The following is a 23,974-nucleotide window of genomic DNA, read 5'->3' as shown; positions in this document are numbered from 1 at the left end:
CAGCTACGGCTGCGGCGGGCGTTGGCGCCACGGCTGGTGCAGCTGGCGAAACTGGTGCAGCGGCCGGTCTGGCTTCGGACGGGATCACCTCGGTCTGTGCCGCCAGGAAATGTGGCATGCCCGACAGCGCCCAGATGGCTGCACCGGCAGCGGCGGCAAGCACCGCACCGGCCGCCACGGCCAGCCGCTTGCGCAGGGGCGTGGCCGCGCGGCGGGCCAGGCGTTCGTGCGCTGCGGCCATGTTGGGGGCCTCGCCAATGGCTTGCAGCGTGTGGCGGCGCACATGGTGCCAGTACAGGGCATTGGCGCCCAGGCCGGGAATGGCAATGGCCAGCAGGATCAGCGTGGCATCGATGCCGTGGGCAATCGCCGGGGGCAGGCCCAGCGCGGGGCGCAGCAGCAGGCCCCAGACCAGGCCCGTGCCGCCGGCGGCCAGCGCATAGAGGCCGCCCTCTTGCCACAGCCCGCGCAGCCCGCACCATGGCAGGGTGAACAGGCCTGCGGCCAGGTTCCAGGTAGGCAAGGGCTTGCCCAGCGCGTCGAAGCGCTCGAACAGGCGCAGGTAGTAGTCGCGTGAGGGCTCGCCAATCAGGCTGGCGTACAGGCCCGGCATCAGGCCGGTGCCCTGTCCGCCCGTGAAGCTGGTGGCGCCGGCATGTGCGCCGACGCCTGCCCGCTCGTTGGGGGCCGCGGCGTCATCGCCGTGCTGCAGCGCATAGGCTGCGGCAGCGAAGGCGCTGGCTATCGAGGGCGGCAGTTTGCTGGGGCTCTTGGGAGAGTCGGCCGTGTCGGGCCTGCTGGCACTGCCGGGCTCGGCAAAGGCGGGCTCCTGCCGGGCAGGGGCCGCCTGCCTTCCGAAGTCGATGGTGGCGGGAGGTGCTGAGATGGCGTCTTCCGATGGGGCGGGCATGTCAGCAATTGTGTCATGCACTCATGGCTGTCGGAATCACGACATTCGGGCGGATCGATCGGGTGAATCAATCGGTCAGACCAATCGCGCAGATCAATCGCGCAGATCAATCGGGCCGCTCCATCGGCCCCGATCAATCTGCCTTTGCCATCAGGCCTGGCGCGCGGGCAGCACGGTGGCGCGGCACTCGCCGAAGCCGATGCGCGCGGCGCCCGGCTTCTCGCACCAGCCGCGCAGGATCACGGCATCGCCATCCTGCAGGAAGGTGCGGCTCTCGCCATTGGCCAGGGCCACGGGCTTCTTGCCGCCTTCGGTCAGCTCCAGCAGCGCACCGGCCTCGCTGGAGGTCGGGCCGGACAGCGTGCCCGTGCCCAGCAGGTCGCCGGGCTGCAGGTCGCAGCCGTTGACGCTGTGGTGGGCCACCAACTGGGCCATGGTCCAGTAGGCGTGGCGGTAGCTGGTGTGGGTGATCTGCTGGGCGGCCTGGCCTTCGGTGCGCATGCGGCCGGTCTCCAGCGCCACGCTCAACTGCACGTCGAACGCGCCGCGCTCGGAATTGGCGGCCGAGCTCAGGTAGGGCAGGGGCTGGGGATCTGCGGCGGGCCGCGTGAAGGCCGTGCGGTAGGGCTCCAGCGCCTCCAGCGTCACGACCCAGGGCGAGACCGTGGTGGCGAAGTTCTTCGACAGGAAGGGGCCCAGCGGCTGGTATTCCCAGGCCTGGATGTCGCGCGCCGACCAGTCGTTGAGCAGGCACAGGCCGAAGATGTGGTTCTCTGCCTCGTCCATGGAAATCGCCTCGCCCCAGGCGTTGCCCGCGCCGGTGTAGATGCCCATCTCCAGCTCATAGTCCAGGCGTGCGCAGGGCTTGAGCGCGGGTGCGGCGGCGTCGGGCGCCTTCAGCTGGCCCATGGGGCGGCGGAAGTCCACGCCCGACACGCGCAGGCTGGACGCACGGCCGTGGTAGCCAATCGGCACCCACTTGTAGTTTTCCATCAGCGGGTTGTCCGGGCGGAACAGCTTGCCGACGTTGGTGGCGTGGTGCACCGAGGTGTAGAAGTCCGTGTAGTCGCCGACCTGGGCCGGCACCGTGTACTCCACGTCGGACTGGGCCACCAGGCAATCCTGCAGTGCCGCCTGTGCGGCAGCGCCTTCGCGCAGCGCGCGCGACAGCGCCAGGCGCAGGGCCGACCAGGCGGCTGGTCCCATGGCCATGAAGCCGTTCAGGCGCTGTTGCGAAGCGGCTTCCAGCTGCGGCTGCACGGCATCGCCCAGCGCCTTGAGGGCGCTGGCACGCGCCAGGTCCAGCACCTGGTCGCCAATGGCCACGCCGCCGCGCCAGGCCTCCTGGCTGCCTGCGCGGCGGAACACCGCAAACGGCAGGTTCTGGATGGGAAAGTCGCTGGCGCCGGTATTGGCCGAGGCCACCCAGCTGCGCAGGCCTGCGTCATGGGTTTCGTTCAAGGACATCTGTCTCTCCTGGTTGGGTTTGTCTGTCGTTGGTATGAAAAGGTGTTTGGCGGGGCAGGGCGAGGCGTGGCCGGCTCAGGCAGCGGCAAAGCCGCCGTCCATGTTCCAGTGTGCGCCGCGCACCTGGGCGGCCTGCTCGCTGGCCAGGAAACCGGCCAGCGCCGCCACCTGCTCCACGGTCACGAAGGCCTGGGAAGGCTGCTTGGCGCCCAGCAGCTGGCGCGCCGCCGCTTCGGCATCCAGCCCTTCGCGCGCTGCCAGCGCATCGATCTGTCGTTGCACCAGCGGCGTCAGCACCCAGCCGGGGCAGATGGCGTTGCAGGTCACGGGCGTGGTGGCGAACTCCAGCGCCACCGACTTGGTCAGCCCGATCAGCCCGTGCTTGCTGGCCACATAGGCCGGCTTGCGCGCCACGCCCACCAGCCCGCTGACCGAGGCGATATTGATGATGCGGCCCCAGCCGCGCTCCAGCATCTGCGGTGCGCAGGCCTGGATGGCGTGGAAGGGCGCCGACAGGTTGACGGCCAGCAGCTCGTCCCACTTGCCGGCCGGGAATTCGAGCAGCGGGCTCACATGCTGCATGCCTGCGTTGTTGACCAGGATGTCGATGGCGCCCATCTCGGCCGCAATGCGCTGCGCCAGCGGTGCGATGGCGCTGCCGTCGCGCAGGTCCAGGCCGTAGTGGCGCACCGGCACGCCATGCGTGTGGGCGATCTCGCGCACCAGCGCATCGGTCTCGGCAGAAGCGGCGGCCTGGCCATGCAGCGCGATGGCTGCGCCCTCGCTGGCCAGATGGCGCGCCACGGCCAGGCCGATGCCGCTGGTCGAGCCGGTGATCCAGGCCACGCGGCCCGCATGCGGGCGTGAAGCGGGGAATGAGGAAGTCGGGTTCATTTCAGGAGATCCATTTCCATATGCACGTACTCGCTGAGAAAGCGGACCCGCGCCCAGTAGATCAGCAGCCCGTCGGCATTGCAGGCCCAGCGCAGCGCCTGCATCAGCGGCGTGCCCAGGGCCACGCCCAGGTGCTCGGCGGCCAGTTCGTCGGCCGGCGCCACGCTCAGGTGCTGGCGCGCCACGGCAATGCGCGAGGGGTCGCTGCTCAGGGCCACGGCCAGGGAGCTGCGCTCCAGCTGGGCCTCGATCTCGGGGAACAGTTCCTGCTCCAGATACAGCTGCGACAGGCAGAACCGCGCCGCGTCATGGTCGTACACGCGCAGCAGGTGCACGTAGGCGGGGGCCATGCGGCCCACGTCGGGGAAGCCTTCAGGAATCGGCGGCAGGCAGTCGCGCCCGGTGTGCAGGGTGATCTGGCCGATGTGGGCGCCAAAGGCCACCAGCTCCTTCCAGCTGGTGGGCAGCAGGAAGGACGGCGGCTTGTAGGGCGCCGCAATCACCCGCGTGCCGCCGCGCTTGCGCGTGAGCAGCAGGCCCTCTGCCACCAGGGCGCCCAGTGCCATTCGCACCGTGGTGCGCGACACGCCATGCAGCGCCTCCAGCTCCTGCACCGTGGGAATGGCGCTGCCCACGGGCCAGGCGCCCGTGGACACCTTGCTGCGGAACAGCCGCGCCAGCTGCAGGTGCAGCTTGTCCCGGCCTTGTTGAGGGGCCGACGCGGTGGAGTTGGAGGGCATGGAGGCAATAAAGTATCTATTCAGTGCTTTTATTTTCACACAAAGCGCCAGCCCTGACAGCCTGTGCTGACGCCCATCGTTGACAAATGTCTTCAATTGAGCAGGCCGAATGACTTTTAAACTGCGGCCCTTTTTCGGTTTTTCGTTTTCGTTTTTTGAATGTTGGCCAGAGCGGCCGTTGGGTATTTCATGCAGCAGCAACATGCTTGGGAGTTTTTTCGCGCCGGTGGAGTGGACCAGGTGGTCATCCGCACCGGGCAGGACATTGCGCACATCGGCGAGCTGGACCAGAAGCTGTGGGTGGCCCTGGCCTGCCCCACGCGCGGCATCGAGTTCGACAGCGACACGCTGGACCTGATCGACGAGGACAAGGACGGCCGCATCCGCCCGCCCGAACTGATCGCCGCCTGCCAATGGGCCGTGGCGCGCGTGCGTGACCCCCAGGTGCTGGCCGATGGCGGCGACGTGCTGCAACTGTCCAGCCTGGAGCGCGACAGCGAGCAGGGCGCCCTGCTGCATGCCGAGGCCGAGCGCATGCTGGCCCTGTCCGGCCAGGCCGGCGGCGCCGCGCTGAGCCTGGCCCAGGTGCGCGAGCGCCTGGCCTCCCTGGCGGCCATGCGCTTCAATGGCGACGGCATCGTCAGCCCCGCCACCGCCGGGGACGACAAGGCGCTGGCCGCGCTGGTCGAGCGCATCGGCAAGGCCTATGGCACGGCGGCGGGCGCCGATGGCGTGGCCGGCATCGCACGCAAGCAGGCCGAGTCCTTCTATGCCGACCTGCGTTCCCTGCGCGACTGGCATGCAGGCGCCGAGGCCCTGGGCTGCGGCATTGCCGAGCGCGACCAGGCCCTGGCGGCGGCCCGCGCCGTGGACGCGGTGCAGGCCAAGGTGGACGACTTCTTCGCACGCACGCGGCTGGCCGCCTTCGACACGCGCGCGCAGGACCCGCTCAACCCCTCCATCGAAGGCTATGCCGCCCTGGGCCGCGAAGTGCTGGACAGCGGCGCCCAGGCCATTGCCGCCCTGCCGCTGGCCGCCGTGGCGGCCGACCGCGCGCTGCCGCTGGCCCAGGGCGTCAACCCCGCCTGGGCCGGTGCGCTGCAGGCCCTGCGCGAGCAGGCCGTGCAGCCCGTGCTGGGCGAAGACCTGCAGGAGATCACCGCCGCGCAGTGGGAGCAGGTCAAGGCCGCCCTGCAGCCCTGCCGCCAATGGCTGGCGGCCCGTCCCGCCACGCCGCTCGATGCCCTGCCTCAACAGGAGGTGCAGGCGCTGCTGGACGGCGGGCAGGAAGCCGCGCTGCTGGACCTCATCGCCCAGGACGAGTCCGAAAAGGAACACAGCCTGCAGGCCGTGGCGCTGGAAAAGCTCATCCGCCTGCAGCGCGACCTGCTGGTGCTGCTCAACAACTTCGTCTCGTTCAGCAGCTTCTACCGGCGCGAGGGCGCGGCCTTCCAGGCCGGCACGCTCTATCTGGATGCGCGCAGCTGCGACCTGACCGTGGAAGTGAGCGACACCGCCGCCCACGCCGCGCTGGCCGGCCGTGCCAAGACCTGCCTGGCCTACTGCGAGCTGCGGCGCGAGGGCAAGAAGAAAGCCATCGTCGCGGCCTTCACGGCGGGCGATGTGGATTTTCTCTTCGTGGGCCGCAACGGCGTGTTCTATGACCGCGCGGGCAACGATTGGGACGCCACCATCGTCAAGCTCATCGAGAACCCCACCAGCATCGGCCAGGCCTTCTTCCTGCCCTACAAGAAATTCCTGCGCATGGTGGAGGAACAGGTGGCCAAGCGCGCCTCGGCCAAGGAAGAGGGCGTGACCGCCAGCCTGGGCACACAGGCCGGCCAACTGGTCACGGCGCCCGGCACCGCTGCGGCCAACGCCACAGCCGCCACGGCTGCCACCGCTGCGGCCGCATCGCGCAAGACCGATGTGGGCACCGTGGCCGCCCTGGGCGTGGCGCTGGGCTCCATCAGCGCCGTGCTGGTGGGCATCTTCGGCAAGTTCATCGACCTGGGGCCCTGGATTCCCGTGGCCCTGGTCGGCCTCATCGCGGCCATCTCCGGGCCCAGCATGATGATTGCCTGGCTCAAGCTGCGCCAGCGCAGCCTGGGGCCCATCCTGGACGCCAGCGGCTGGGCCATCAACGGCCGCATGCGCATCAACCTGCCGCTGGGCCGCAGCCTGTCGCAGACCGCCAAGGTGCCGGTGGGCGCACGGCGCACGGCGGGCGACCCCTATGCGGAAGGCAATGGCCTGCGCAACACCCTGGTGGCGCTGGCCGTGGCGGCCTTGCTGGCGCTGATGGCCTGGCGCCTGCACTGGGTCGATGGCCTGCTGCCCGCCGGCTGGCAGTACGGCGCGGCACCGGCCGCTGTGCCGGCTGCGCCGGCTTCGCCAGAGTCCGCACCTGCGCCAGCACCAGCACCAGCACCAGCACCAGCACCAGCACCAGCACCAGCACCGGCACCTGCAGCGGCGGCTCAGTAAGTCGATGCCAAGGGGCGGGCAAGCCACTTGCCCGCCCCGGTCGGGAAACCTCAAGGCGCGACAATAGCGCCATGACCACCCCCACCCACGTACAACGCAGTGCCGTGCCCCTGAGCACGCACGACACCACCCGCATCGACGACCTGCGCATCAAGGCCGTGCGCCCCCTGATCACCCCGGCCCTGCTGCAGGAATGGCTGCCCGCGCCCGAAGCCGCGCAGCAATTGGTGGAAACCAGCCGCGCCGCCATCTCGGACGTGCTGCAGGGCCGGGACGACCGGCTCATCGTCGTCGTCGGTCCCTGCTCCATCCACGACCACGACCAGGCCATGGACTATGCGCGCCAGCTCAAGGCCCAGGCCGACGCCCTGGCCGGCGAGCTGCTCGTGGTCATGCGCGTCTACTTCGAGAAGCCCCGCACCACCGTGGGCTGGAAGGGCTACATCAACGACCCGCACCTGGACGGCAGCTTCGCCATCAACGAAGGCCTGGAAATGGCCCGCGCCCTGCTGCTGGACGTGCTGGCCCTGGGCCTGCCCGTGGGCACGGAATTCCTGGACCTGCTGTCGCCGCAATTCATCAGCGACCTGGTCAGCTGGGGCGCCATCGGCGCGCGCACTACGGAAAGCCAGAGCCACCGCCAGCTGGCCAGCGGCCTGTCCTGCCCCGTGGGTTTCAAGAACGGCACGGACGGCGGCGTCAAGGTGGCCAGCGACGCCATCCAGGCGGCCAGCGCGCCCCACGCCTTCATGGGCATGACCAAGATGGGCCAGTCCGCCATCTTCGAGACCCGCGGCAATGGCGACTGCCACGTCATCCTGCGTGGCGGCAAGCAGCCCAACTACGGCGCCGAGCATGTGCAGGCCGCCTGCGCCCTGCTGGAAGGCGCAGGCCTGCGCCCGCAGGTCATGATCGATGTCTCCCACGCCAACAGCAGCAAGCAGCACCGCCGCCAGATCGACGTGGCGGCCGACGTGGCCCAGCAGATCGCCAGTGGCGATGCCCGCATCACGGGGCTGATGATCGAAAGCCACCTGCAGGAAGGGCGTCAGGACATCGTGGACGGCCAGCCGCTGGTGCATGGCGTGTCCGTGACCGATGCCTGCATCAGCCTGGAGCAGACCCTGCCTGTGCTGGAGCAGTTGGCTGCGGCGGTGAAGGCGCGGCGGGCGAAGCTGCGGGGGTGAGTTGACTGGCCGGGTCTGTTTTGGACCCGCGTCAGGCAATGGGGCAGTCCTGTCCTTCGGCAGGACTGCAATGCAATCGCCACAGCGCAGTGGCATGCATATGAGCCGCCGATGTAAAAGCAGGGTTGGCAGACTGCGAATTCAATTCAGGCGCTGGTGCAGCACAGGCTGTGCATCAAGACTTTCAGATCAGTCCGATTGCATCATGCATTTTTGCAATGAATGATTGATTTATTCATATCGAATTGAAAGATTCTTCTATTGCTGCATCCAGATGTATTTCGAGGATTGCACCAATATATTTGGTCGCCATTGTTTTGGTGGTCCATATTCCGGGATGAGAGGGGCGAAGGACAAGGGAAATGAATGGCTCTATCAAAGAAGAGCAGGATCTTCATTTCAAAGAATTCGAGTCATATATCATGGGTTTTGATTCTGCGGAGGAGGGATAGGTATGAGGCCTGGCGATGCAAAGCGGGTATTTGATCTTGCAGTTGGGCGCTCCGCCCCACCGCTTGCCTCCATGGTCACCATTTTTGCCATTAGTTTTTATAGCTCGACTCTCGTTGCCCAATTCAGCATAGCCCTTTCCTTTGCATCACTTTTCTTTGTGTTGCCCGCGAGTATTGGTTCCATCTTTTTTCCGGAAATGGCTGCCAGCAAAGAGAAGGAGAAATCGGACTCGCTCATCAGTTTGCTGTTTTGGCTGGTATTTCTGTACACCGGGTTTTGTTTTATTCTGGTGTATTGGCTTCCTGTTATCTCGAAAACCCTGATATCCGGTTTGCCAGAGGAACTGTTGGATGGAGCCATATCCCAGGCAAGATTGATAATTCTGTGTATTCCCTTCTTCGGAATCATCAATGTATGCGGCTGCGTTCTTGAGTCAAGATCACATACTGCCATCGTTGCAAAATTCAGAATGTGGCAGGTTTTTTTCCATGCAGCCTGTGTGATTGTTGTGCTGGCGCTGCTTGCGAAGAATGAGTGGATGAGTGATGATTCGGTCGCTCTGGCCTATCTGTTCAATGACATCATTTTTTCCGTTGCCGCATATGCTTTGATGCGGAAATACTGTCAATTCAGATTTTCATTCAATTTTCGTGTATTGCCTGGCAGAAGAATATTTTCCGTCTTAATCCCTGGCTATGCCAATGCGTTCTTTGGGAAATATCTGCTTTATATATTGTCAATGTCTGTTGCAGGGCTGGGTGCAATGTATTCTGCAATTCAATCTCAAGCTTCTGCCATATTGCTGCTGGCAGAACTGCCTGCCATGGGAGTCTGTGCTCTTCTGGCAATGGAGATATCCAAAAATCGTGGGAAATGGGCAGTGCAATTTCAGTTCATCAAAGATTCATCGTCATTGATGATTTTTTGTGCCATTATCCCAGTTGTTGCATTGGCTGTATTCATGCTGTTCTATGAAATATCAGAAGCGAATGGTTTTCAAATTGTCGGTGAGGGATTCCTTTCCTTGGTGTGCAAAGGAACTACGGATGTGGTGTTCTTCTATGCGGCAGCAATTTCTGGCGGGCTAGGTCTTTATTGGTCATCAAGAATGATTTTCTGGACTATTTATGCAGTGATATTCTTTGCCCCAATGTCATTGGGCTTCCATGGCTCCAGTTATTCCATGATCAACTATATTTTCTCGGTTTCTTCTCTCGTGTCCTGTGCTCTGTTGATATTGCTTATTCACAATAGGCGAGAGTCTCTATCTGAAGAGAAGATTGGCTTGAAGAAAAGCTTGTAGCCGTGGTGGCCTTGGCGAGGTCGTCTGCCCTTCGACAACCTCGCAGCCCCGCAACCGCCACGACGCAGGCGCTGACATACGGGGTGGGGAGGCGGCGGGAGCGCCCTCAGGCCCGCGCTGGCCTGGGCTCCAGATTGCGCGCCGTGCCCAGCCAGGTCGCGCAATGCGTTTCATGACCGTCCTCGGCCACCGCGTACAGGTCGGCTGCGCAGATGCTGAGCACGCGGCCGGAATCCACCACGCGGCCGCGCGCCCGCAGGTGGGTGCCGCGTGCGGGCGCGAAGAGCTTCACGCTGCCGTCTACCGTGGCATTGGCCCAGCCAGCAGGCAGCAGTGAACCTGCGGCCGACACCGCCGCAAAGTCGCCCAGCGCAAAGATCGCCGTGGCCTGCAACTGGCCCGGCTGAAAGCACAGGGCATCGGCAATCGGCATCTCCAGCTCGGTGGCGCCGGGCTCGGCCCGCACGAAGCGCAGGCCCAGGGTGCGCGCCATGGGCATGGCCAGCACGGCCTTCTGCAGCGCATGGGTGGATGGGGTGGGGTGGGTGGTCGGCTCAGTCATGGCTTGTCTCCTTCGTGGTGGGTGAAGCGGCACGGCGCACGCGCGGCCAGGGCGCGGCGGGTTTGTCGGGGGTCCTGGCTGGGGTCGATGCCGTTTGCGCCAGATCCCGCTCGGCCTGGCGGGCGCGCAGCCACTGCACATGGTCCAGGGCCTGGGCGCGCTGGGCCTGCAGCGCGGCGATCTGTTCGTCTATCTCCTGCACACGCTGCTGCACGGCATCGGCCAGGTCACCGGGGCCTATGCGCCCCGCACGCCAGGCGCGCAGGTTCTCCGCAATGCGCGGCAGCCCGAACCCCAGCGCGCGGGACATGGCGATGAACACCACCTCGCGCCGGGCCGAGCGCGGATAGTCGCGGTAGCCATTGGGCAGGCGCCGGGGCTTGAGCAGGCCCGCGCGCTCGTAGTGCCGCAGCGCGTGGATGGAGACGCCCGTGAGTTGGGCGAGTTCGGAGATCAGCATGTGCCAAGGCTAGCAAGGCTTGTGCTGGGCTAGGGTTGGGGAGGTGACAGGTTTTTTTCCGCCTCGTCGCGAATCCATTCCAGGAACGCGCGCACTTCGGGGCGGTCGGCCGCTCCGGGCCGCGTCACCGCGTAGTAGGCAAACCTTGCGGGCCATTGCTTGTCCAGCACCTGGATGAGCCGGCCCGCCGCGATTTCTTCCTGGGCATAGGCCTGCGGCACCAGCGCCAGGCCCTGGCCAGCCTCTGCCGCACGGATCAGCAGGAAGTCATCGTCAAAGGCACTGCCGCGCTCCGCGCGCATGTCGTCGGCCACGCCATGCGCTTTCAGCCAGAGCGGCCAGTCTGCGCGGTCGCCGTCATGCAGCAGGGGGTAGCTGAGGCAATCGCCGGCCTCATGGATCACTGCCCCGTGCGCCTTCAGGAATCCCGGCGAGGCGACGGGCGTCAGAACCGGTGCCATGAGGGGGAGAACCTCCAGCCCCGGATAGTCTCCCAGCCCATGGCGCAAGGCCACGTCCACCCGGTCGCGCCGCAGGTCCACCAGTTCCGACGTGGCCTCCACGCGGATTTCGATGTCCGGGTGCAATTGCTTGAAACGCCCCAGCCGGGGCACCAGCCACGATGCCGCGAACGTGGCGACCGTGCTGACGGTCAGGCTCCGTCTTGCCTTGGTGCTTTCCAGGTCGTGCATGGCCTGGTCGATTTGAAGAAACGCTTCGCGCAGCCTGGGGAACACGCTGGCGCCTGCCTCGGTCAGCCGCATGCCAAGGCGCTCACGCTCCAGCAACACCACTCCCAGGCGGTCTTCCAGCACGCGGATCTGCTGGCTGACGGCGCCGGGCGTGACGTGCAGGGCCTGCGCCGCAGCCTTGACGCTTTTGCGCTGCCCCACTTCCACGAAAGTGCGCAGCGCCTGCAATGGATAGGTCATCTTATTTTTAGATTTACTAAATTCATGGAGCAGAAATCATCGCTTTTAACTAGATGTATATCTGTTGAGAATAAGTCTTTCCAGTGATTCTATGAATTCAGTTTATCTAAAATTCAAATGCTCCATCTCTATTCAGACAGCTCCCCCAATGGCTTCAAGGTGACCATTGCGCTTGAAGAGCTTTCGCTGCCTTACCAGCTGCACCATGTGCGCATCGATGAAGGCGAGCACCGGCAGCCGGCCTTTCTGGCGCTGAATCCCCATGGCCGCATTCCCGTGCTCACGGACACCGAGACGGGGGTGGTGTTGTTTGAGTCAGCGGCCATTCTTCTGTACCTGGCCGACAGGACCGGACAGCTGCTGCCAGAGGACCTGCAGGCCCGCTGGGAGGCGATCAAATGGCTGCAATTCCATGCGTCCAGTGTCGGGCCGCTGCTGGGCCAGCGCGTGCACTTCGAGCTGTTCGCGGACAGCCCAGTTCCTGCCGCAATCGAACGCTACCGGCGCCTGACGGAGGAGGCGTTCACGGTGCTGGACCACGCGTTGCAAGGCAGCCCCTACCTGGCGGGCGACTGCTACTCCATTGCAGACATTGCCCATTTCGGCTGGATGCACATCGCGCGAATCATCCACTTCGACTTCAGCCGGCACCGCCATCTGAGCGCATGGCATGAGCGGGTCGCGGCCCGACCTGCGGTGCGCAAGGGCATCACGCTGCCGGCACCGGCAACCGGCGCATGAACACGAGTCAGGTCCAGACAATGAACGCAACTCCTGTCTCCCCGCGCACGGGTGGGGCTTCCTATGCCTCGTTCTACGCACACCCTGGCTATCGGCGCATGTTTGCACCAGACCGGCTGACCGTGGGCATCTTCCTGCCGCTGCGCAGCTACAAGGGCGACATGTCGGTGCTGCGCGGGCAGGCCGATCTGGTCAACCGCATCGACCAGCATGGCTTTGCCGCCGTGTGGGTGCGCGATGTCCCCTTGTTCGATCCCTCGTTCGGGGACGCAGGGCAGGTGTTCGACCCCTTCACCTACCTGTCCTTCCTGGCTGCCCGTACCCGCAAGATCGCCTTGGCCACGGGCAGCGCCATCGTCTCCCTGCGCCATCCGATCGACCTGGCCAAGGCCGCCACAAGCATTGACCAGCTCTCCGGCGGCCGGCTGGTGATGGGCTTGGCCTCTGGCGACAGGCCGATGGAGTTTCCCGCCTACGGACTGGAACACGCGGCCCGGGCACAGCGCTTTTCCCAGGCCGTGGCCTATATGCGCCAGCTCATGCCGCCTGGGCTCCTGGACATCGATTCCCCGCTGGGGCGCCTGGAAGGTGCCGAGTTTCTCCCCCAGCCCGTTGCAGGGAGCATTCCGCTGATGGTGACTGGATCGTCAGGCCAATCGCTGCCATGGATTGCAGAGCATGCAGATGGCTGGCTGACCTACCCCGGTGCCACCCATACCCCCCGGGGGCCTCAGCACCTGGCGGAAAAAATCCGTGCCTGGCGTGACCTGATCCCTGGAGGCGCATTCCGCCCGCACATGACGAATGAGTGGATCGACCTGGTCGATGACCCCGGCCATCCCCCAACCCCGTTGCATGGGGGCTATGTCCTGCGCACCGGGCGCAAGGGACTGGTGGCATTGCTCGAACAGTGGCAGGCGGCGGGGGTGAACCACGCGGCGCTGGGCATCCAGTGGTCACAGCGCCCGCCCGCCGAGGTGCTGGAGGAACTGGCCCAGGAGGTGCTGCCGCACTTTCCCTCTCACGAAGGGCTGACGGCAGTGGCGGCTGACTGGTGAACGCAGGCCGGGGCAGGAATGGCCGGGCCGCGGCAAGCTTGCATCCCTGAGACCGGGGGCATTCAAGCCGGCTGCGCTGCAGGCCTCATCACGCGCGCCGTGAACCGGGCCATGAACTCGCGTGTGGCAACGCGGGCGACCAGGGCCGTCAGGTAGTTGGCGCAACCGTGCACCACCGAGGCGCGGTTGTCGTCGAAGGCTTTCAGTCCGAGGCGAACCACGTCTTCGCTGGACGCTTTTTTCCCGAAGGATGCGGCCTCGCCGGCGCGGGCGAAGAACGCCGTGTCGGTAGCGCCCGGGCACAACGCCAGCACGCGCACGCCGCGCGGCCGGTACTCGGCCCAGAGCGCTTCGCTGAACGAAAGGACAAAGGCCTTGGTCGCGGCGTAGACAGCCATGTACGGGACCGGCTGAAACGCTGCCGTGGAGGCGATGTTGATGACGCCGCCCTGGCGCTGCTCCAGTGCGGGGAGCAACAGGTGCGTCAGCTCCACCAGGGCGCCCACATTCAGGTCGATGGCCTCCCGCTGCATGGCCAGCGCCAGTTCATCAAACCTGCCATGGGTGCCGAAGCCTGCGTTGTTCACCAGCAGATCCGGCAGCAGGCCCCTGGCGCTGACGGCCTCGAAAACCCGCCGGGCCGCCCCGGGTGTCGCCAGGTCCTCGACCAGGAATTCGGCGCCGGGCAATTCGTGGGCGAGCTTTTCGAGCCTGTCGCGGCTGCGCGCGATCAGCACGACTTTGGCGCCACGGCGGGCAAGCTCCCTGGCAAATACTTCGCCGATGCCCATGGAGGCACCGGTCACCAGGACGGTTTTCTGGGAGAAATCAAAAGGGGTTTTCATGCACTCGAGTATTGCGACGGGGTGCCCGCCTGGGAATGGGCAGCGCTGGTAAGCTGATTTGCATTCATGAAAAACCAACCGCCCACCACCTGGGATGACCTGCGCGTGCTCCTGGCGCTTCACCGCCACCAAAGCCTGCTTGCCGCAGGCGCTGCCCTGGGCCTGTCCACCTCGACCGTCGCGCGGCGCATCGAGGCGCTGGAGCAATCCCTGGGCCGCGCCCTGGTACACCGCAGCAGCGCAGGGACGACGGTCGAGCCCGATGCAATGGAACTGGTGGAGCTGGCTGAGCAATTCGAGCTGGGACTGGGCGGCATCAAGCGCGACGACCGGCCCGATGAGAAGGCCCATGCGCTGACCGGCACCATCCGCGTCAGCATGGGCGAGGGCTTCGTGAAGCCCGTGACCGCCGTGCTCTCGCAGTTGAGAAGCACGCACCCCGGACTGCATATCGAAGTGGCCGTGGAGTCGCGCTTCACGGATGTCGGGCGGCGCGAAGTGGACGTCGCGCTCCGGGTCGGGCGCTCCAGCTCGGCCGTGGTGGTGGAGAAATGGGCGGGGCAACTGACGTTTGGCCTGTACGCCTCGCACGGCTATGTCGAGCAGCGCCTGCCGGGTCGCCACCTGCGCGTGCAGGACTTCGCCTGCCACGATTTCGTGGGACAGGACCTCGCCACCGGCCGGCAGGACGCCTCCAACCTGTGGCTGACCAGCCGGGGCGCCACCCGATTCGTCTTTCGATCCGGCTCCGACCTGGCCCGCCAGGAGGCCACGCAGCAAGGTCAGGGCATCTGCCTGCTGCCCGACGCCATGGCCCATGCCGTGCCCGGCCTGGCACGGCTGGAGGTGGACGCGCCACTGCCGTCCTGCCCGGTGTACCTGGCCTATCACCGCGACCGCCGCAACGTGCCGGGCGTGCGGGCGGTCATTGACGCGCTGGGTGTGGCGCTGGCCGATGGGCTGCAACTGCCAGCGGAAAAGGCGACAGTGGAACGACCCTGAGCCGAACTTCGCCTTGCTGCGGCTGACAACACGAAACGGAAACGTTTACTTCAGGCCGTGACTTCCGCGAGCAAGGTTTCGGCAGCAAGCTTGCCGAGCGCATTGCCAGCCAGCGGGCTGTCGCCCGTGATGAGCTGCCTGTCCCGGTGCACCGCGCCCGAGATGCCATCGTTCACGATCTCGATGCCCAAGGCCTTGAGCCTTTCGCCGAACTTCCAGGTCAGGTGACCCGGCATGTAGCCGATGTCGGGGGTCTGCGCATCGAGCGCGTCGGGAAAAGCACATATCTTGTAGCCCCGGTAGATGTCGCTGTCGCCAACCGAGAGGAATGCGGCAGGGCCGTGGCACAGGGAGATGACGAACCGGTTGTTGGCGGCCGCCCATTCCAGCACCGCCCCCACGTCACGGCTGTCGGGCAGGCCGATCAGCGCGCCATGCCCGCCAGGCACGAAGATGGCTGCATATTGCTCCAAGCCCTGCGCAAGCACAGACGACAGGCGCAACGGCTGCTTGAACTGCGGGTGGTACTTGTCGAAGAAGCCCTTGACCGTCTCGTCTTCGGAGGGCATGGCCCAGAACTCGAACTTGACGGGGTTTCCCGAAACCGTTGCCACGTCGAAGGCGAAGCCGGCCTTGTCGAGGTGGTACATGGGCAGCAAAGTTTCGACGGGATGGTTGCCGGTGGAAAAGAAGCTGCCGTTGTCGGTCAGCAGGTAGCGCTCGTCCGCGCCGATCATCAGGATCTTCTTGCTTCCTTGATAGGTGGTCGCGTAGTCGGCATCCCGCAGGTCGGACTTGGGCGACGTGAACTGACTGAGCGAGTAGCGGGATGGAAAGAACGCATTGAACTCGGCCGGATCAGGTTGAGGTTGCTTGTCCTGGGTCGCTTGTTCAGCCATGGGGTACCTCTCGGGTAGGTTGCGGAAGGTCCAACGATGCTGCGGCAAAAATCCTGTGGCAGTGAGGAATTTCCGTCAATGCCGTGCAGACAAAGTCGATGCTCCGCTTGTAGCGGCTTGACAGGATGTTCGGGTGGCCAAGCCAACCACCGCGCGGTAATGGCCTCGCAGGACGGGAGCGGCGCTTGAAGGGAGCGGCGAATATGCCTCGCAGTAAAAGTGACCCTAGCGCGGAGCGAATCCGGCGCCGACTGCCATGTTCGTCGATCTGGTGCGGGCCTTGACGCGTGCCGTTGATCGTAAGTGTTTTGTTGTAGAGAATGGCGCAGATAACTGTTTCAAGGGCGCCGTATGCAAAATGTAGATGGATACGCCGGATATAACTGGCTGTCGCAGGAGTACGACGTGGCGCCGGTGCAGCCCTTTCGGGTCCGCAGCGTCATAGGCTCGGCGCGCTCCAGAGCGGTGTCAAACGGCTTCACGGTCAAGACGTACCCAGCCCATTACCAGCCGGATGCGACGCTGAGCGCGCACTTGACGTTTGCACTCAAGCATGAGGGCGTCGAGCTGGACTTTCTCACCCGCCTTTTCGAAGTCACCGGACCTGAGCCCATCGCCAAATGGGTGCTGGAAGAACCCACGGGTGCATACGCGCGCCGCTGCGGCTTCCTCTATGAGTGGCTCACTGGCGCCATCCTGGTTGGGGTGGGCGACGCCGGCGGGAACTATGTCGATTTGCTCGCCCCGTCCCAGTACCTCACCGCCACGGCGGCGGAAAAGGTGCGCCGTTGGCGCATCAACAACAACCTGCCAGGCACCCGCGCCTTTTGCCCAATGGTCGACCTTGGGGAGCGAGGCCCGACTGATCCAGCGCCACTGCGCGCGGAGATCGACAGCATGGTGGATCAGTTCGGGCTCGAGACGATAGAGCGTGCTGTCAACTGGTTGACCATCAAGGAGAGCAAGGCCAGCTTTGCCATCGAGTCCGAGGGCAAGGAAGATGACCGCATCCGCCGTCTGGCGCGCGCCATGAGCACGCACTGCGGCAAGATCGAGTCCGCACTCACGGAAGAGGGGATGCTGCTGATTCAGCGGGCCGTCATGGGCGACAAGATGGTGGGCGCCAAGCTAGGCATTCGCCGGTCCCCGGTTTTTGTCGGGCACACCAACTCGATCTTCGAGCCCGTGATCGACTACCTGGCGCCGCACCATGAAATGATGGCCGAGATGATGGAGGGGCTGCGTGCGTTCGAGCAGCGTACCCGTGGGCAAAGCCCGCTGCTGCGAGCGGCGGCCCTGTCCTTCGGCTTCGTCTACATCCACCCGCTGAGTGACGGCAATGGCCGGCTCTCGCGCTTCCTGATCAACGACATCCTTCGGCGCGATGGCTTCCTGCCAGCGCCGGTGATCCTGCCGGTCTCGGCGGTGATCAGCGAGAACGCCATGCGGCGCGCCGCCTATGACACCGCCTTGGAGCACCTTTCACGGCCGCTGATGGTCACGATGAATCCGATGTGCAAGTTCGGCGCGACCGTGAAACACGGAGACGGTGTCGAGTCCAACCTGCACGTAGCCGACTGGAGTCGGGGTCTGGCCACCTGGCGCTATGCCGACCTCACCTTCCAGTCCGAGTACTTGGTTGACGTCATCCGCCACTCGATCCTGCACGGGCTCAAGGACGAGGCCGTGTACCTCTTGCGTTACGACGCCGCACGCGACAGCCTCAAGGAAATCATCGAGGGCCGTGATGAGGACTATGCGACGATCATCCGATCTCTGGTGACCAACATGAAGGTCAGCAGCAGGCTGCGCAAGACGTACCCCGGGGTCTTCAGCGACGAAGACCTGGCCAAGCGCGTCGAGCGCGCGGTCTTCAAGGCCTTTGAGCTGCTGCCCGGCGATGACGATGATGACGATGAGGTGGTGCCGCGCCTGGATGTGGTGGCCCGATGAATTCCTGAGAGCTCGTGTCAATTCGGCTTCCGGATCTCTGGATGCAACTTGCGCCGTAGCCGGTTGCTGTTTCTGCATGAATGGCGCTTGCAGGCAATGGCAGGTTCAGGCTTGGTGGCTGTCGCTCGTTGCGCATCAACTCACAGTTCGCAACCAGCCTGAATCTGGCGGCCAGCCGTCGGTTGTCGACCCTGAGCAGCCATCCAACGAGAAGCTCGAAAGCCGTCACTCATTGGCCAACATGGTCTGAAAACCTCGACTTCCTGCTGGCCCATGTCACGCGAGGTCGCAAACCGTACCTTGCACATAGGCATGCTCCGTGCGTAGGTTATAGTGCTTGTTACAAATTCGCTCGTGGATCTGATTCAACAACCGTGCGACGCGTAACACAGGAGAGGCGGCGGGTTTCATGGCTGGTTTTAGTACTGTATTTTCGTCCGGTGTACCTGGCGCAAGGCTTGGCTGCAAGACCCTTGCGGCATTTCTTGCGTGCAAATTTGGACCGCAAGCGACAGATATGGCCTGCGTTTGTTTGCGGTCTACATTACGTTAGACCCGCGAACCCCTTCTTGAAGCCTTCCAACATGAACGACAAAACATTCTGCCAATCCCTCTTGAAAGACATCGACGAACAAATCTCAGAGGGATGGAGCTCAGTCAACAAGCTCGAGGCACTTAGCTATCGCCTTTCTGGGGAAAACGACTACGCGGATGAAGAGTATGAAATGGAGATGATTTCATTCGAGTCGCAACTTGAGCGCATTTACATATCGATCTGCTTGCTTCTGGAGTCTCTCGGCTACACGAGTCTCTTGCAGGACTTCAAAACGGGCTTTGCAAAGTTTGATGGAAAGCTCACATCGTTCTCCACATTGCCATATGTTGGTGAGCAACACAGTGACGTCTTGGGCTACTTCTGGAAATACCACCGAACTCTTTCTTCTCTTTTCGGTGTCGATGCAAAGGAAAGCGATGATCGAAAGCAACGCTCACTATTCGAGAGTATCCTCCAGAACACCGCAAAGATCGTTTACGACCGAAAGATGCAGCCGACAAGTGAAGCTGAAGTCCGAAGGTGCGTCTACGATTTGCTCATTCATGTCTTCCCCGACACCGTTCGAGAGATTCCAATTGCTCAGATAACCAAGACCTACAAACCAGACATTGGGGTTCGTTCTCTAAAGGCAGCAGCAGAGTACAAATACGCAGTCAGCGAAGAAGAGGCGAAGAAGATCATTGGTGGCTTCTACGAAGACATGCGCGGTTACGCAGGCAGTGAAGACTGGAAGCACTTCTATGCCGTGGTCTATATGACAGAACCGTTCTTTACCCTTCAGCAGATTCAGGCGGAGTTTGCGCACGTCGCAGCTGATAAGAACTGGCTCCCGATACTTGTTCATGGTGATGGCCGCCGCAAGCGCACGCTGGCCTAACCCCTCCATCGAGAGGACCTCACCCGGCAAGCCGGGCGCCGCCTCTCATGTCAAACGTTAGCTTTCATAGGAGCCCCCTCGCCTTGGACTTTTCTACCGTTTTGTCATCCACCGTTTTGGCTGGCTTAGTCGCTGCTCTCGTTTCACTTCGCAGTAGCGAACGAAAAATACATGTAGAGAACGTTACGCAGGAACGCGCCAAGTGGCGCGGTGCAATGCGCGCACTTGCCGACGCACTCATTAAGGCCGCCCGCGAAGGAGATACCAAAGAAGTTGAAAGACAATGTGCCCAGTTGGCACTGAACGTAAACCCGTTTGATGCTGAAGACAAAGCCCTTGTCGAAATTTCCAAGAAATTCTCCGGGGCTACTGACCTCGACGGCCATCTCATTGAATTCACCGCCCGTATGGCACTGTTACTCAAGCACGACTGGGAGCGTGCCAAGCGGGAGGCGCACCCTTGGTTCTTTCGGGGGAGTGAACCGCGCCGAGTCCCCTATTGCGAATTCAAGGCAGCGGTAGGCGCTCCAATCGCCGTCGGAAACCCAAAATCTTCGTGGTGGCTCGTCGCGTACTTTGGAATGCTGGCATTTTCAGCCGGCATCATGTTCTTCCTTGCTGTTGGTCTCACTGAGCCATTTCAGGAGCTTGTGAAGATATTCAACGACGCAAAAATAAAAAAGCCTGCTGGTGCGTGGATTCAGTTCGTCTTTTGGTCGGTGCTCTGCGGCTCAATATGGTCCGCCGCTTACCTTTGGTTCAAAGGTAGCGAAAAGAAGTTTCTAGACATCTGGTTTTCAAAGTGAAAACTAACCCTGCGGTCCACCGGACGCTGCGCGATAGAGCCGCGCAGCGCCGGTGACCTCCACGTTGAGCGTCCGCTTTTACTCGCAACCAACGTCCGCGCCTGGCCGTTTGCCGTCGTCTGAGAAGAACAGCCTCCCTTCGCGATATCGATACGCAGCCAGCGATCTCTTGCCGCTTAATCCTGCCAACATGCCGTCATCGGGGCTGCAGTTGGTTCGCCCCTGCCGCCCAGCCATCAACCCCAATACAGCTTTTTTCTCCTGCGCCCGACCGCCGCGAGCCAGCTTGCTCCGCGCCAGGATCACTTCGGCAAGATCATCGTCCTTGCAGTAAAGGTAGGCAGTCGGCACTCCGAGGATTTGCGCAATCCGGTGAGACATTTCCACGGGTGGCCGCCATTGTCGTATCCAAGCCAAAGACAACCATCCTGGCTCGGCTTCCGCTCTACGAATTCCGTAGAGACGCCCCTCGCCGATTCACCGAGCATCGCAGGATGCCTCACCATCCCGATCCTTCATCGGCTGCTTCTGCCGCACCTCGGCTCGACGACCTCGTCATTGACGCCGTCCTCCACATGGGCGCTGCTCTGGACGTTCTGGACCTGCACGCTCGCCACAACATCACGGCCATCAACTGCGTCTGCCGCGACCTGCTGCGCATCTACTACGCCAAGGCCGATCAGGCGCAGTCGCTGGAGCCGCAGGACAAGGAACTGCTGGGCCTGCTGCACGACACGGCGGTGGATCTGGGCTATGCCGTCGAGGTGGTGGACCATCTGAATGGCGACGAGGCCGATGACCCCATCCTCTATGCCGTGAGCTATCTGCTCAAGGCGGCCAAGCGGTTTGCGGATGAGGGCTTGTCTGCTGGGGTGTCGTGATGGGTGAGTGCGCGAACATATTGCCTGCGCTTCACATGCAGGGAATCTGCGTGCGTTGGGAGGCTGCAGTTCGCCGGAGCCATGAATTCGTGCACTGTGGCGACGGAGTTTTGAACAGAGCCATGCTCGTCGCTGCAGACTCGTACTGATTGGCTCTTTTTTTTGGCGACGGTAGAGGCCTGGCGTTGGCAACCGTTCCCTATGCGGCTACGCCTTATGTCGGTGCAGAACGGCGAAGCTGCGATGCCGAATCCGTTGGGAAATGTGCTTGTTCTCAGATACCCGAGCCAGCGCTTGAAGCACCTCAGCGTTCACTGGTGCACCTTGCTCCAGCCATTCGATGGCCAAGCCCGGCCAGTAGTCGGAGGCTTCGTAGCCCAGGCCGGCCAGGACGATTTCAACGGGCGATGCACTGCCTGAATAGGCTTGCAGCGGGTGCTCCAGATGCAAAAGCAGGATGCGCGTGTCCATTGGGTTGAATTTCAAAGTTTTGCTGCGGGGCTGCATTCACTGAATCCAGTTGCCACGCCTGGCATGAGTGCGTGTCCATCCGTCATTAATCTTGCCGCCGTTGATCTCGCAGGAAGCTGGCGTCTGCGTCGTGCCCTGCACTCTGGCTCCCGTGTGGTTTGTCATGGAAACGGGGGCGGCAATCACGAGGGTCACCACCCGGCGATCCTTGGTGGCACTCAGGTACGTTGCGCCCGGGGGCAGGCCGGCATTGTTCTGGTACCAGTCAAGACATATGCGCGCTTCTTCCTCCAGCATGGAGGAGGGCGATACAGCCTGTGGTGCGGGGGCTGACGCGGGCTTGGTGGCGGGCTCGGTCGGCATTGCGGCCCGCAAAGGCTCGATGGCTGCAGGGGGCGGGTCCAGTTGCATGGGCCTGGCGGTGGTGCCTTGCGGGCAGGGGGCATCCTGGTACCAGGTTTTTCCGTCGGCAAGGCATTTCATGACGGCCTGGGCATCGGGGGCCAGGCCGACTGCGGCCGCTATCCACAGCAGGCTTTTCAGCAGAGCGGTCTTGTTTCGGGGTGGCTTGAGGGAAGTGCGCTTTGCAGGTCTGCTGCCGCCAGTGGATGAATGGGCCATTGAGTCTCCAATGAAGTGAACTGGCTGCTGCGAGCCTTTGCCCTCGGCTTTGCCAATGCGCTGCGGGGCTGGAAATGACGGGTTTCCTGACTCTTTTGCGGCCCCGTGCAGCGGTTATACGTCAGCCACTTCAACCCACCAATTCACCCGCCGAGTCAGACTTCCTTGAGCAGGCCTTGTCGGTGGTGTTTGCCATGGACTGCTTGCATTTGAAATAAGTGGTTGCTAAAGTGTCGCCATGCCCGAGAACGACATTTTCAAGGCCCTGGCCGACCCTACGCGCCGCTCCATCTTCGAGAAGCTGGCCGCTGGCAGCATGCATGCCAGCGCGCTGCGCGAGGGGATGGACATCAGCCAGTCAGCCATGTCCCAGCATCTGGCCGTGCTGCGCAATGCGGGGCTGGTGAGCGAGCAGCGCCAGGGGCGCTTCATGCATTACGAGGTCGATCCCGACGGGCTGGCGCAGATTGCGGGCTGGCTGGCGAAGTACCGCGCCTACTGGCCGCAGCGCGTGGATGCACTCAAGGGCCTGCTCAAGGACATGGACCAATGAACAAGATGAGCGATATGGACACCGACGATGCGGCCCGCGAGCTGGTGCAGGAGTACGTGCTGGACGCCCCGCCCGAGAAGGTCTGGCGCGCGCTGAGCATTCCCGAGCTGCGCGCGCAGTGGCTGCCGGGCACCGAGCATGCCGAGCCTTTGCAGCAGGTGCCGCAGCAGGAACTGCGCCTGCGGCTGCGCGAGGCGGAGCCGCCCTTTCTGGAAAGCACGGTGGACCTGCAGATCAGCCCCGGCGCCGATGGCGGCACGCTGCTGCGCATCGTCCATGTGCTGACCGATGCGCGGGTGCAGCCCGCCAGGGAAGCGGCCAACGACGGCGGCTTCCTGATGTACGCGACCTGATGCACCTGACCTGATTGACGCGGCCTGAGGGCCCGGGCAACGGGGCATGCGGCGCAGGGCCGCAGCCCTTTCTTTTTTTCACCACCACACACAGGAGTTCGCCCATGCGCGAAACGATGATGCTCGTCCCCATGGTTGTCGAACAGTCGGCGCGCGGAGAGCGGTCCTTCGACATCTACTCGCGCCTGCTGCGCGACCGCGTGATCTTTCTCAACGGCGAGGTGAACGATGCGGTCTCTGCCCTGGTCTGCGCGCAACTGCTGTTCCTGGAGGCGGAGAACCCGGACAAGCCCATTCACCTCTACATCAACTCGCCGGGCGGGGTGATCACCAGCGGCCTGGCCATGTACGACACCATGCAGTTCATCAAGTCACCCGTGCACACGCTGTGCATGGGCACGGCGCGGTCCATGGGCTCCTTCCTGCTCATGGCCGGCGAGCCCGGCCACCGCATGGCCCTGCCCAACGCCAGCCTGCACGTGCACCAGCCGCTGGGCGGCGTGCAGGGCCAGGCCTCCGACATCCGCATCCATGCCGAGGAAATGCTGCGCACCAAGGACCGCGTGACACGCCTGTACGCACAGCACTGCGGCCGCAGCTACGAAGAGGTGGAACGCGACCTGGACCGCGACCGCTTCATGACCGCAGAAGAGGCCCGCGAATGGGGCCTGATAGACAAGGTTCTGGACCGACGCACAGTAACCCCCTGAGCCACAGCGCCAGCGAGCGGCTGCCTTTCTCCCCAATCCCGTATGTCCGCGCCTGCGGCGTGGCGGTTGCGGGGTTGCAAGCCTGCCGAAGGACAGGCTTGCTTCGTGATCTGACTCGCCGTGATGTCTGAACGTAGCGCGCAGCGCGAAGTGAGTTTCACGGCGAACCCCGCAACCGCCACGACGCAGGTTGCCCGCAGCGAAGCGGAGGGTCGCGGACATTCGGGTCGTCTTTCTTTGGCCTACGTTTCTT

At 63.6% G+C, this 23,974-nt stretch carries 24 protein-coding genes and 1 pseudogene; 13 read left to right on the top strand and 12 right to left on the bottom strand.

Features of this window, described 5'->3' with window-relative positions; translation table 11 throughout:
• The 4 genes and pseudogenes from INR38_RS27335 to INR38_RS27320 all read right to left on the bottom strand — a co-directional run.
• Positions 1-910: pseudogene (locus INR38_RS27335) on the bottom strand (DUF2628 domain-containing protein); the annotation flags it as partial.
• A gap of 150 nt (positions 911-1,060) precedes the next feature.
• Positions 1,061-2,377, bottom strand: coding sequence for a fumarylacetoacetase (gene fahA, locus INR38_RS27330; RefSeq protein ID WP_207476052.1), 1,317 nt, complete (start codon positions 2,375-2,377; stop codon positions 1,061-1,063).
• 75 nt (positions 2,378-2,452) lie between these two features.
• Positions 2,453-3,271, bottom strand: a complete 819-nt coding sequence (locus INR38_RS27325) for a 3-hydroxybutyrate dehydrogenase (RefSeq protein ID WP_207476051.1) — start codon at positions 3,269-3,271, stop codon at positions 2,453-2,455.
• A complete protein-coding gene (locus INR38_RS27320) occupies positions 3,268-4,011 on the bottom strand; it encodes a GntR family transcriptional regulator (RefSeq protein ID WP_012203963.1) in 744 nt (247 codons plus the stop codon). Before INR38_RS27320 ends, INR38_RS27325 begins: the two co-directional genes overlap by 4 nt.
• 189 nt (positions 4,012-4,200) lie before the next feature.
• Here INR38_RS27320 and INR38_RS27315 point away from each other — a divergent pair, with 189 nt between their 5' ends.
• The 3 genes from INR38_RS27315 to INR38_RS27305 all read left to right on the top strand — a co-directional run bounded on the left by INR38_RS27315 (position 4,201) and on the right by INR38_RS27305 (position 9,441).
• Complete coding sequence (locus INR38_RS27315; protein ID WP_207476050.1) at positions 4,201-6,498, top strand: hypothetical protein; 2,298 nt, start codon at positions 4,201-4,203, stop codon at positions 6,496-6,498.
• Positions 6,499-6,569: 71 nt separating this feature from the next.
• Complete coding sequence (locus INR38_RS27310; protein ID WP_207476049.1) at positions 6,570-7,685, top strand: 3-deoxy-7-phosphoheptulonate synthase; 1,116 nt, start codon at positions 6,570-6,572, stop codon at positions 7,683-7,685.
• A 454-nt stretch (positions 7,686-8,139) separates the two neighbouring features.
• A complete protein-coding gene (locus INR38_RS27305) occupies positions 8,140-9,441 on the top strand; it encodes a multidrug transporter MatE (protein WP_207476048.1) in 1,302 nt (433 codons plus the stop codon).
• Between the two features lie 106 nt (positions 9,442-9,547).
• On the opposite strand, the gene INR38_RS27300 is transcribed toward INR38_RS27305, so the two are convergent.
• Genes INR38_RS27300 through INR38_RS27290 form a run of 3 tightly spaced genes read right to left on the bottom strand, consistent with a single transcriptional unit; the run spans position 9,548 to position 11,395 of the window.
• Positions 9,548-10,003, bottom strand: coding sequence for a PaaI family thioesterase (locus INR38_RS27300; protein ID WP_207476047.1), 456 nt, complete (start codon positions 10,001-10,003; stop codon positions 9,548-9,550).
• A complete protein-coding gene (locus INR38_RS27295; protein ID WP_013803782.1) occupies positions 9,996-10,463 on the bottom strand; it encodes a MerR family DNA-binding transcriptional regulator in 468 nt (155 codons plus the stop codon). Before INR38_RS27295 ends, INR38_RS27300 begins: the two co-directional genes overlap by 8 nt.
• Before the next feature lie 29 nt (positions 10,464-10,492).
• The gene (locus tag INR38_RS27290; protein WP_207476046.1) at positions 10,493-11,395 is read right to left on the bottom strand and encodes a LysR substrate-binding domain-containing protein; all 903 of its coding nucleotides are present in this window, start codon (positions 11,393-11,395) and stop codon (positions 10,493-10,495) included.
• Positions 11,396-11,512: 117 nt separating this feature from the next.
• Between INR38_RS27290 and INR38_RS27285 the strand changes: the two genes are divergently transcribed.
• Together INR38_RS27285 and INR38_RS27280 are read left to right on the top strand one after the other, a co-directional pair.
• Positions 11,513-12,136 carry a glutathione S-transferase family protein gene (locus INR38_RS27285; protein WP_207476045.1) on the top strand — a complete coding sequence of 208 codons (624 nt, stop codon included), beginning with the start codon at positions 11,513-11,515 and terminating at the stop codon, positions 12,134-12,136.
• A gap of 20 nt (positions 12,137-12,156) precedes the next feature.
• A complete protein-coding gene (locus INR38_RS27280) occupies positions 12,157-13,194 on the top strand; it encodes an LLM class oxidoreductase (protein WP_207476044.1) in 1,038 nt (345 codons plus the stop codon).
• Positions 13,195-13,256: 62 nt separating this feature from the next.
• On the opposite strand, the gene INR38_RS27275 is transcribed toward INR38_RS27280, so the two are convergent.
• The gene (locus INR38_RS27275; RefSeq protein WP_207476043.1) at positions 13,257-14,039 is read right to left on the bottom strand and encodes an SDR family oxidoreductase; all 783 of its coding nucleotides are present in this window, start codon (positions 14,037-14,039) and stop codon (positions 13,257-13,259) included.
• A 66-nt stretch (positions 14,040-14,105) separates the two neighbouring features.
• Between INR38_RS27275 and INR38_RS27270 the strand changes: the two genes are divergently transcribed.
• Complete coding sequence (locus INR38_RS27270; RefSeq protein ID WP_207476042.1) at positions 14,106-15,041, top strand: LysR family transcriptional regulator; 936 nt, start codon at positions 14,106-14,108, stop codon at positions 15,039-15,041.
• A 50-nt stretch (positions 15,042-15,091) separates the two neighbouring features.
• Here INR38_RS27270 and hchA read toward each other — a convergent pair whose 3' ends face one another.
• Positions 15,092-15,940 (bottom strand): glyoxalase III HchA, encoded by an 849-nt coding sequence (hchA, locus tag INR38_RS27265; RefSeq protein ID WP_207476041.1) that lies wholly within the window; start codon positions 15,938-15,940, stop codon positions 15,092-15,094.
• A gap of 351 nt (positions 15,941-16,291) precedes the next feature.
• Here hchA and INR38_RS27260 point away from each other — a divergent pair, with 351 nt between their 5' ends.
• The 3 genes from INR38_RS27260 to INR38_RS27250 all read left to right on the top strand — a co-directional run bounded on the left by INR38_RS27260 (position 16,292) and on the right by INR38_RS27250 (position 20,132).
• A complete protein-coding gene (locus tag INR38_RS27260) occupies positions 16,292-17,893 on the top strand; it encodes a Fic family protein (RefSeq protein ID WP_207476040.1) in 1,602 nt (533 codons plus the stop codon).
• A 584-nt stretch (positions 17,894-18,477) separates the two neighbouring features.
• The gene (locus INR38_RS27255; protein WP_207476039.1) at positions 18,478-19,326 is read left to right on the top strand and encodes a hypothetical protein; all 849 of its coding nucleotides are present in this window, start codon (positions 18,478-18,480) and stop codon (positions 19,324-19,326) included.
• 83 nt (positions 19,327-19,409) lie between these two features.
• Positions 19,410-20,132: a hypothetical protein gene (locus tag INR38_RS27250; protein ID WP_207476038.1), complete on the top strand. Its 723-nt coding sequence runs from the start codon at positions 19,410-19,412 to the stop codon at positions 20,130-20,132.
• 78 nt (positions 20,133-20,210) lie between these two features.
• Here the strand turns inward: INR38_RS27250 and INR38_RS27245 are convergent, their stop codons facing one another.
• Positions 20,211-20,519, bottom strand: coding sequence for a hypothetical protein (locus tag INR38_RS27245; protein ID WP_207476037.1), 309 nt, complete (start codon positions 20,517-20,519; stop codon positions 20,211-20,213).
• 188 nt (positions 20,520-20,707) lie between these two features.
• Between INR38_RS27245 and INR38_RS27240 the strand changes: the two genes are divergently transcribed.
• Positions 20,708-21,013 (top strand): hypothetical protein, encoded by a 306-nt coding sequence (locus INR38_RS27240; protein WP_242699221.1) that lies wholly within the window; start codon positions 20,708-20,710, stop codon positions 21,011-21,013.
• A 207-nt stretch (positions 21,014-21,220) separates the two neighbouring features.
• On the opposite strand, the gene INR38_RS27235 is transcribed toward INR38_RS27240, so the two are convergent.
• Together INR38_RS27235 and INR38_RS27230 are read right to left on the bottom strand one after the other, a co-directional pair.
• The gene (locus tag INR38_RS27235; RefSeq protein WP_207476035.1) at positions 21,221-21,520 is read right to left on the bottom strand and encodes a hypothetical protein; all 300 of its coding nucleotides are present in this window, start codon (positions 21,518-21,520) and stop codon (positions 21,221-21,223) included.
• Entirely contained in the window at positions 21,521-22,105 is a 585-nt protein-coding gene (locus INR38_RS27230) for a DUF4124 domain-containing protein (protein WP_207476034.1), read from the bottom strand.
• A gap of 238 nt (positions 22,106-22,343) precedes the next feature.
• Here INR38_RS27230 and INR38_RS27225 point away from each other — a divergent pair, with 238 nt between their 5' ends.
• The 3 genes from INR38_RS27225 (at position 22,344) to INR38_RS27215 (ending at position 23,721) form a co-directional block, all read left to right on the top strand.
• Positions 22,344-22,658, top strand: coding sequence for a metalloregulator ArsR/SmtB family transcription factor (locus INR38_RS27225; RefSeq protein ID WP_207476033.1), 315 nt, complete (start codon positions 22,344-22,346; stop codon positions 22,656-22,658).
• Entirely contained in the window at positions 22,655-23,011 is a 357-nt protein-coding gene (locus INR38_RS27220) for an SRPBCC domain-containing protein (RefSeq protein ID WP_207476032.1), read from the top strand. The genes INR38_RS27225 and INR38_RS27220 overlap by 4 nt, the downstream gene beginning before the upstream one ends.
• A 104-nt stretch (positions 23,012-23,115) precedes the next feature.
• Complete coding sequence (locus INR38_RS27215; RefSeq protein ID WP_207476031.1) at positions 23,116-23,721, top strand: ATP-dependent Clp protease proteolytic subunit; 606 nt, start codon at positions 23,116-23,118, stop codon at positions 23,719-23,721.
• Positions 23,722-23,974: the final 253 nt, after the last annotated feature.

The organism is Delftia sp. SD018, assembly GCF_017355445.1.
Lineage (GTDB): Bacteria > Pseudomonadota > Gammaproteobacteria > Burkholderiales > Burkholderiaceae_C > Comamonas > Comamonas acidovorans.
The sequence above is the reverse complement of the archived record's forward strand: the minus strand, read 5'-3'. Positions and strand labels throughout refer to the sequence as shown.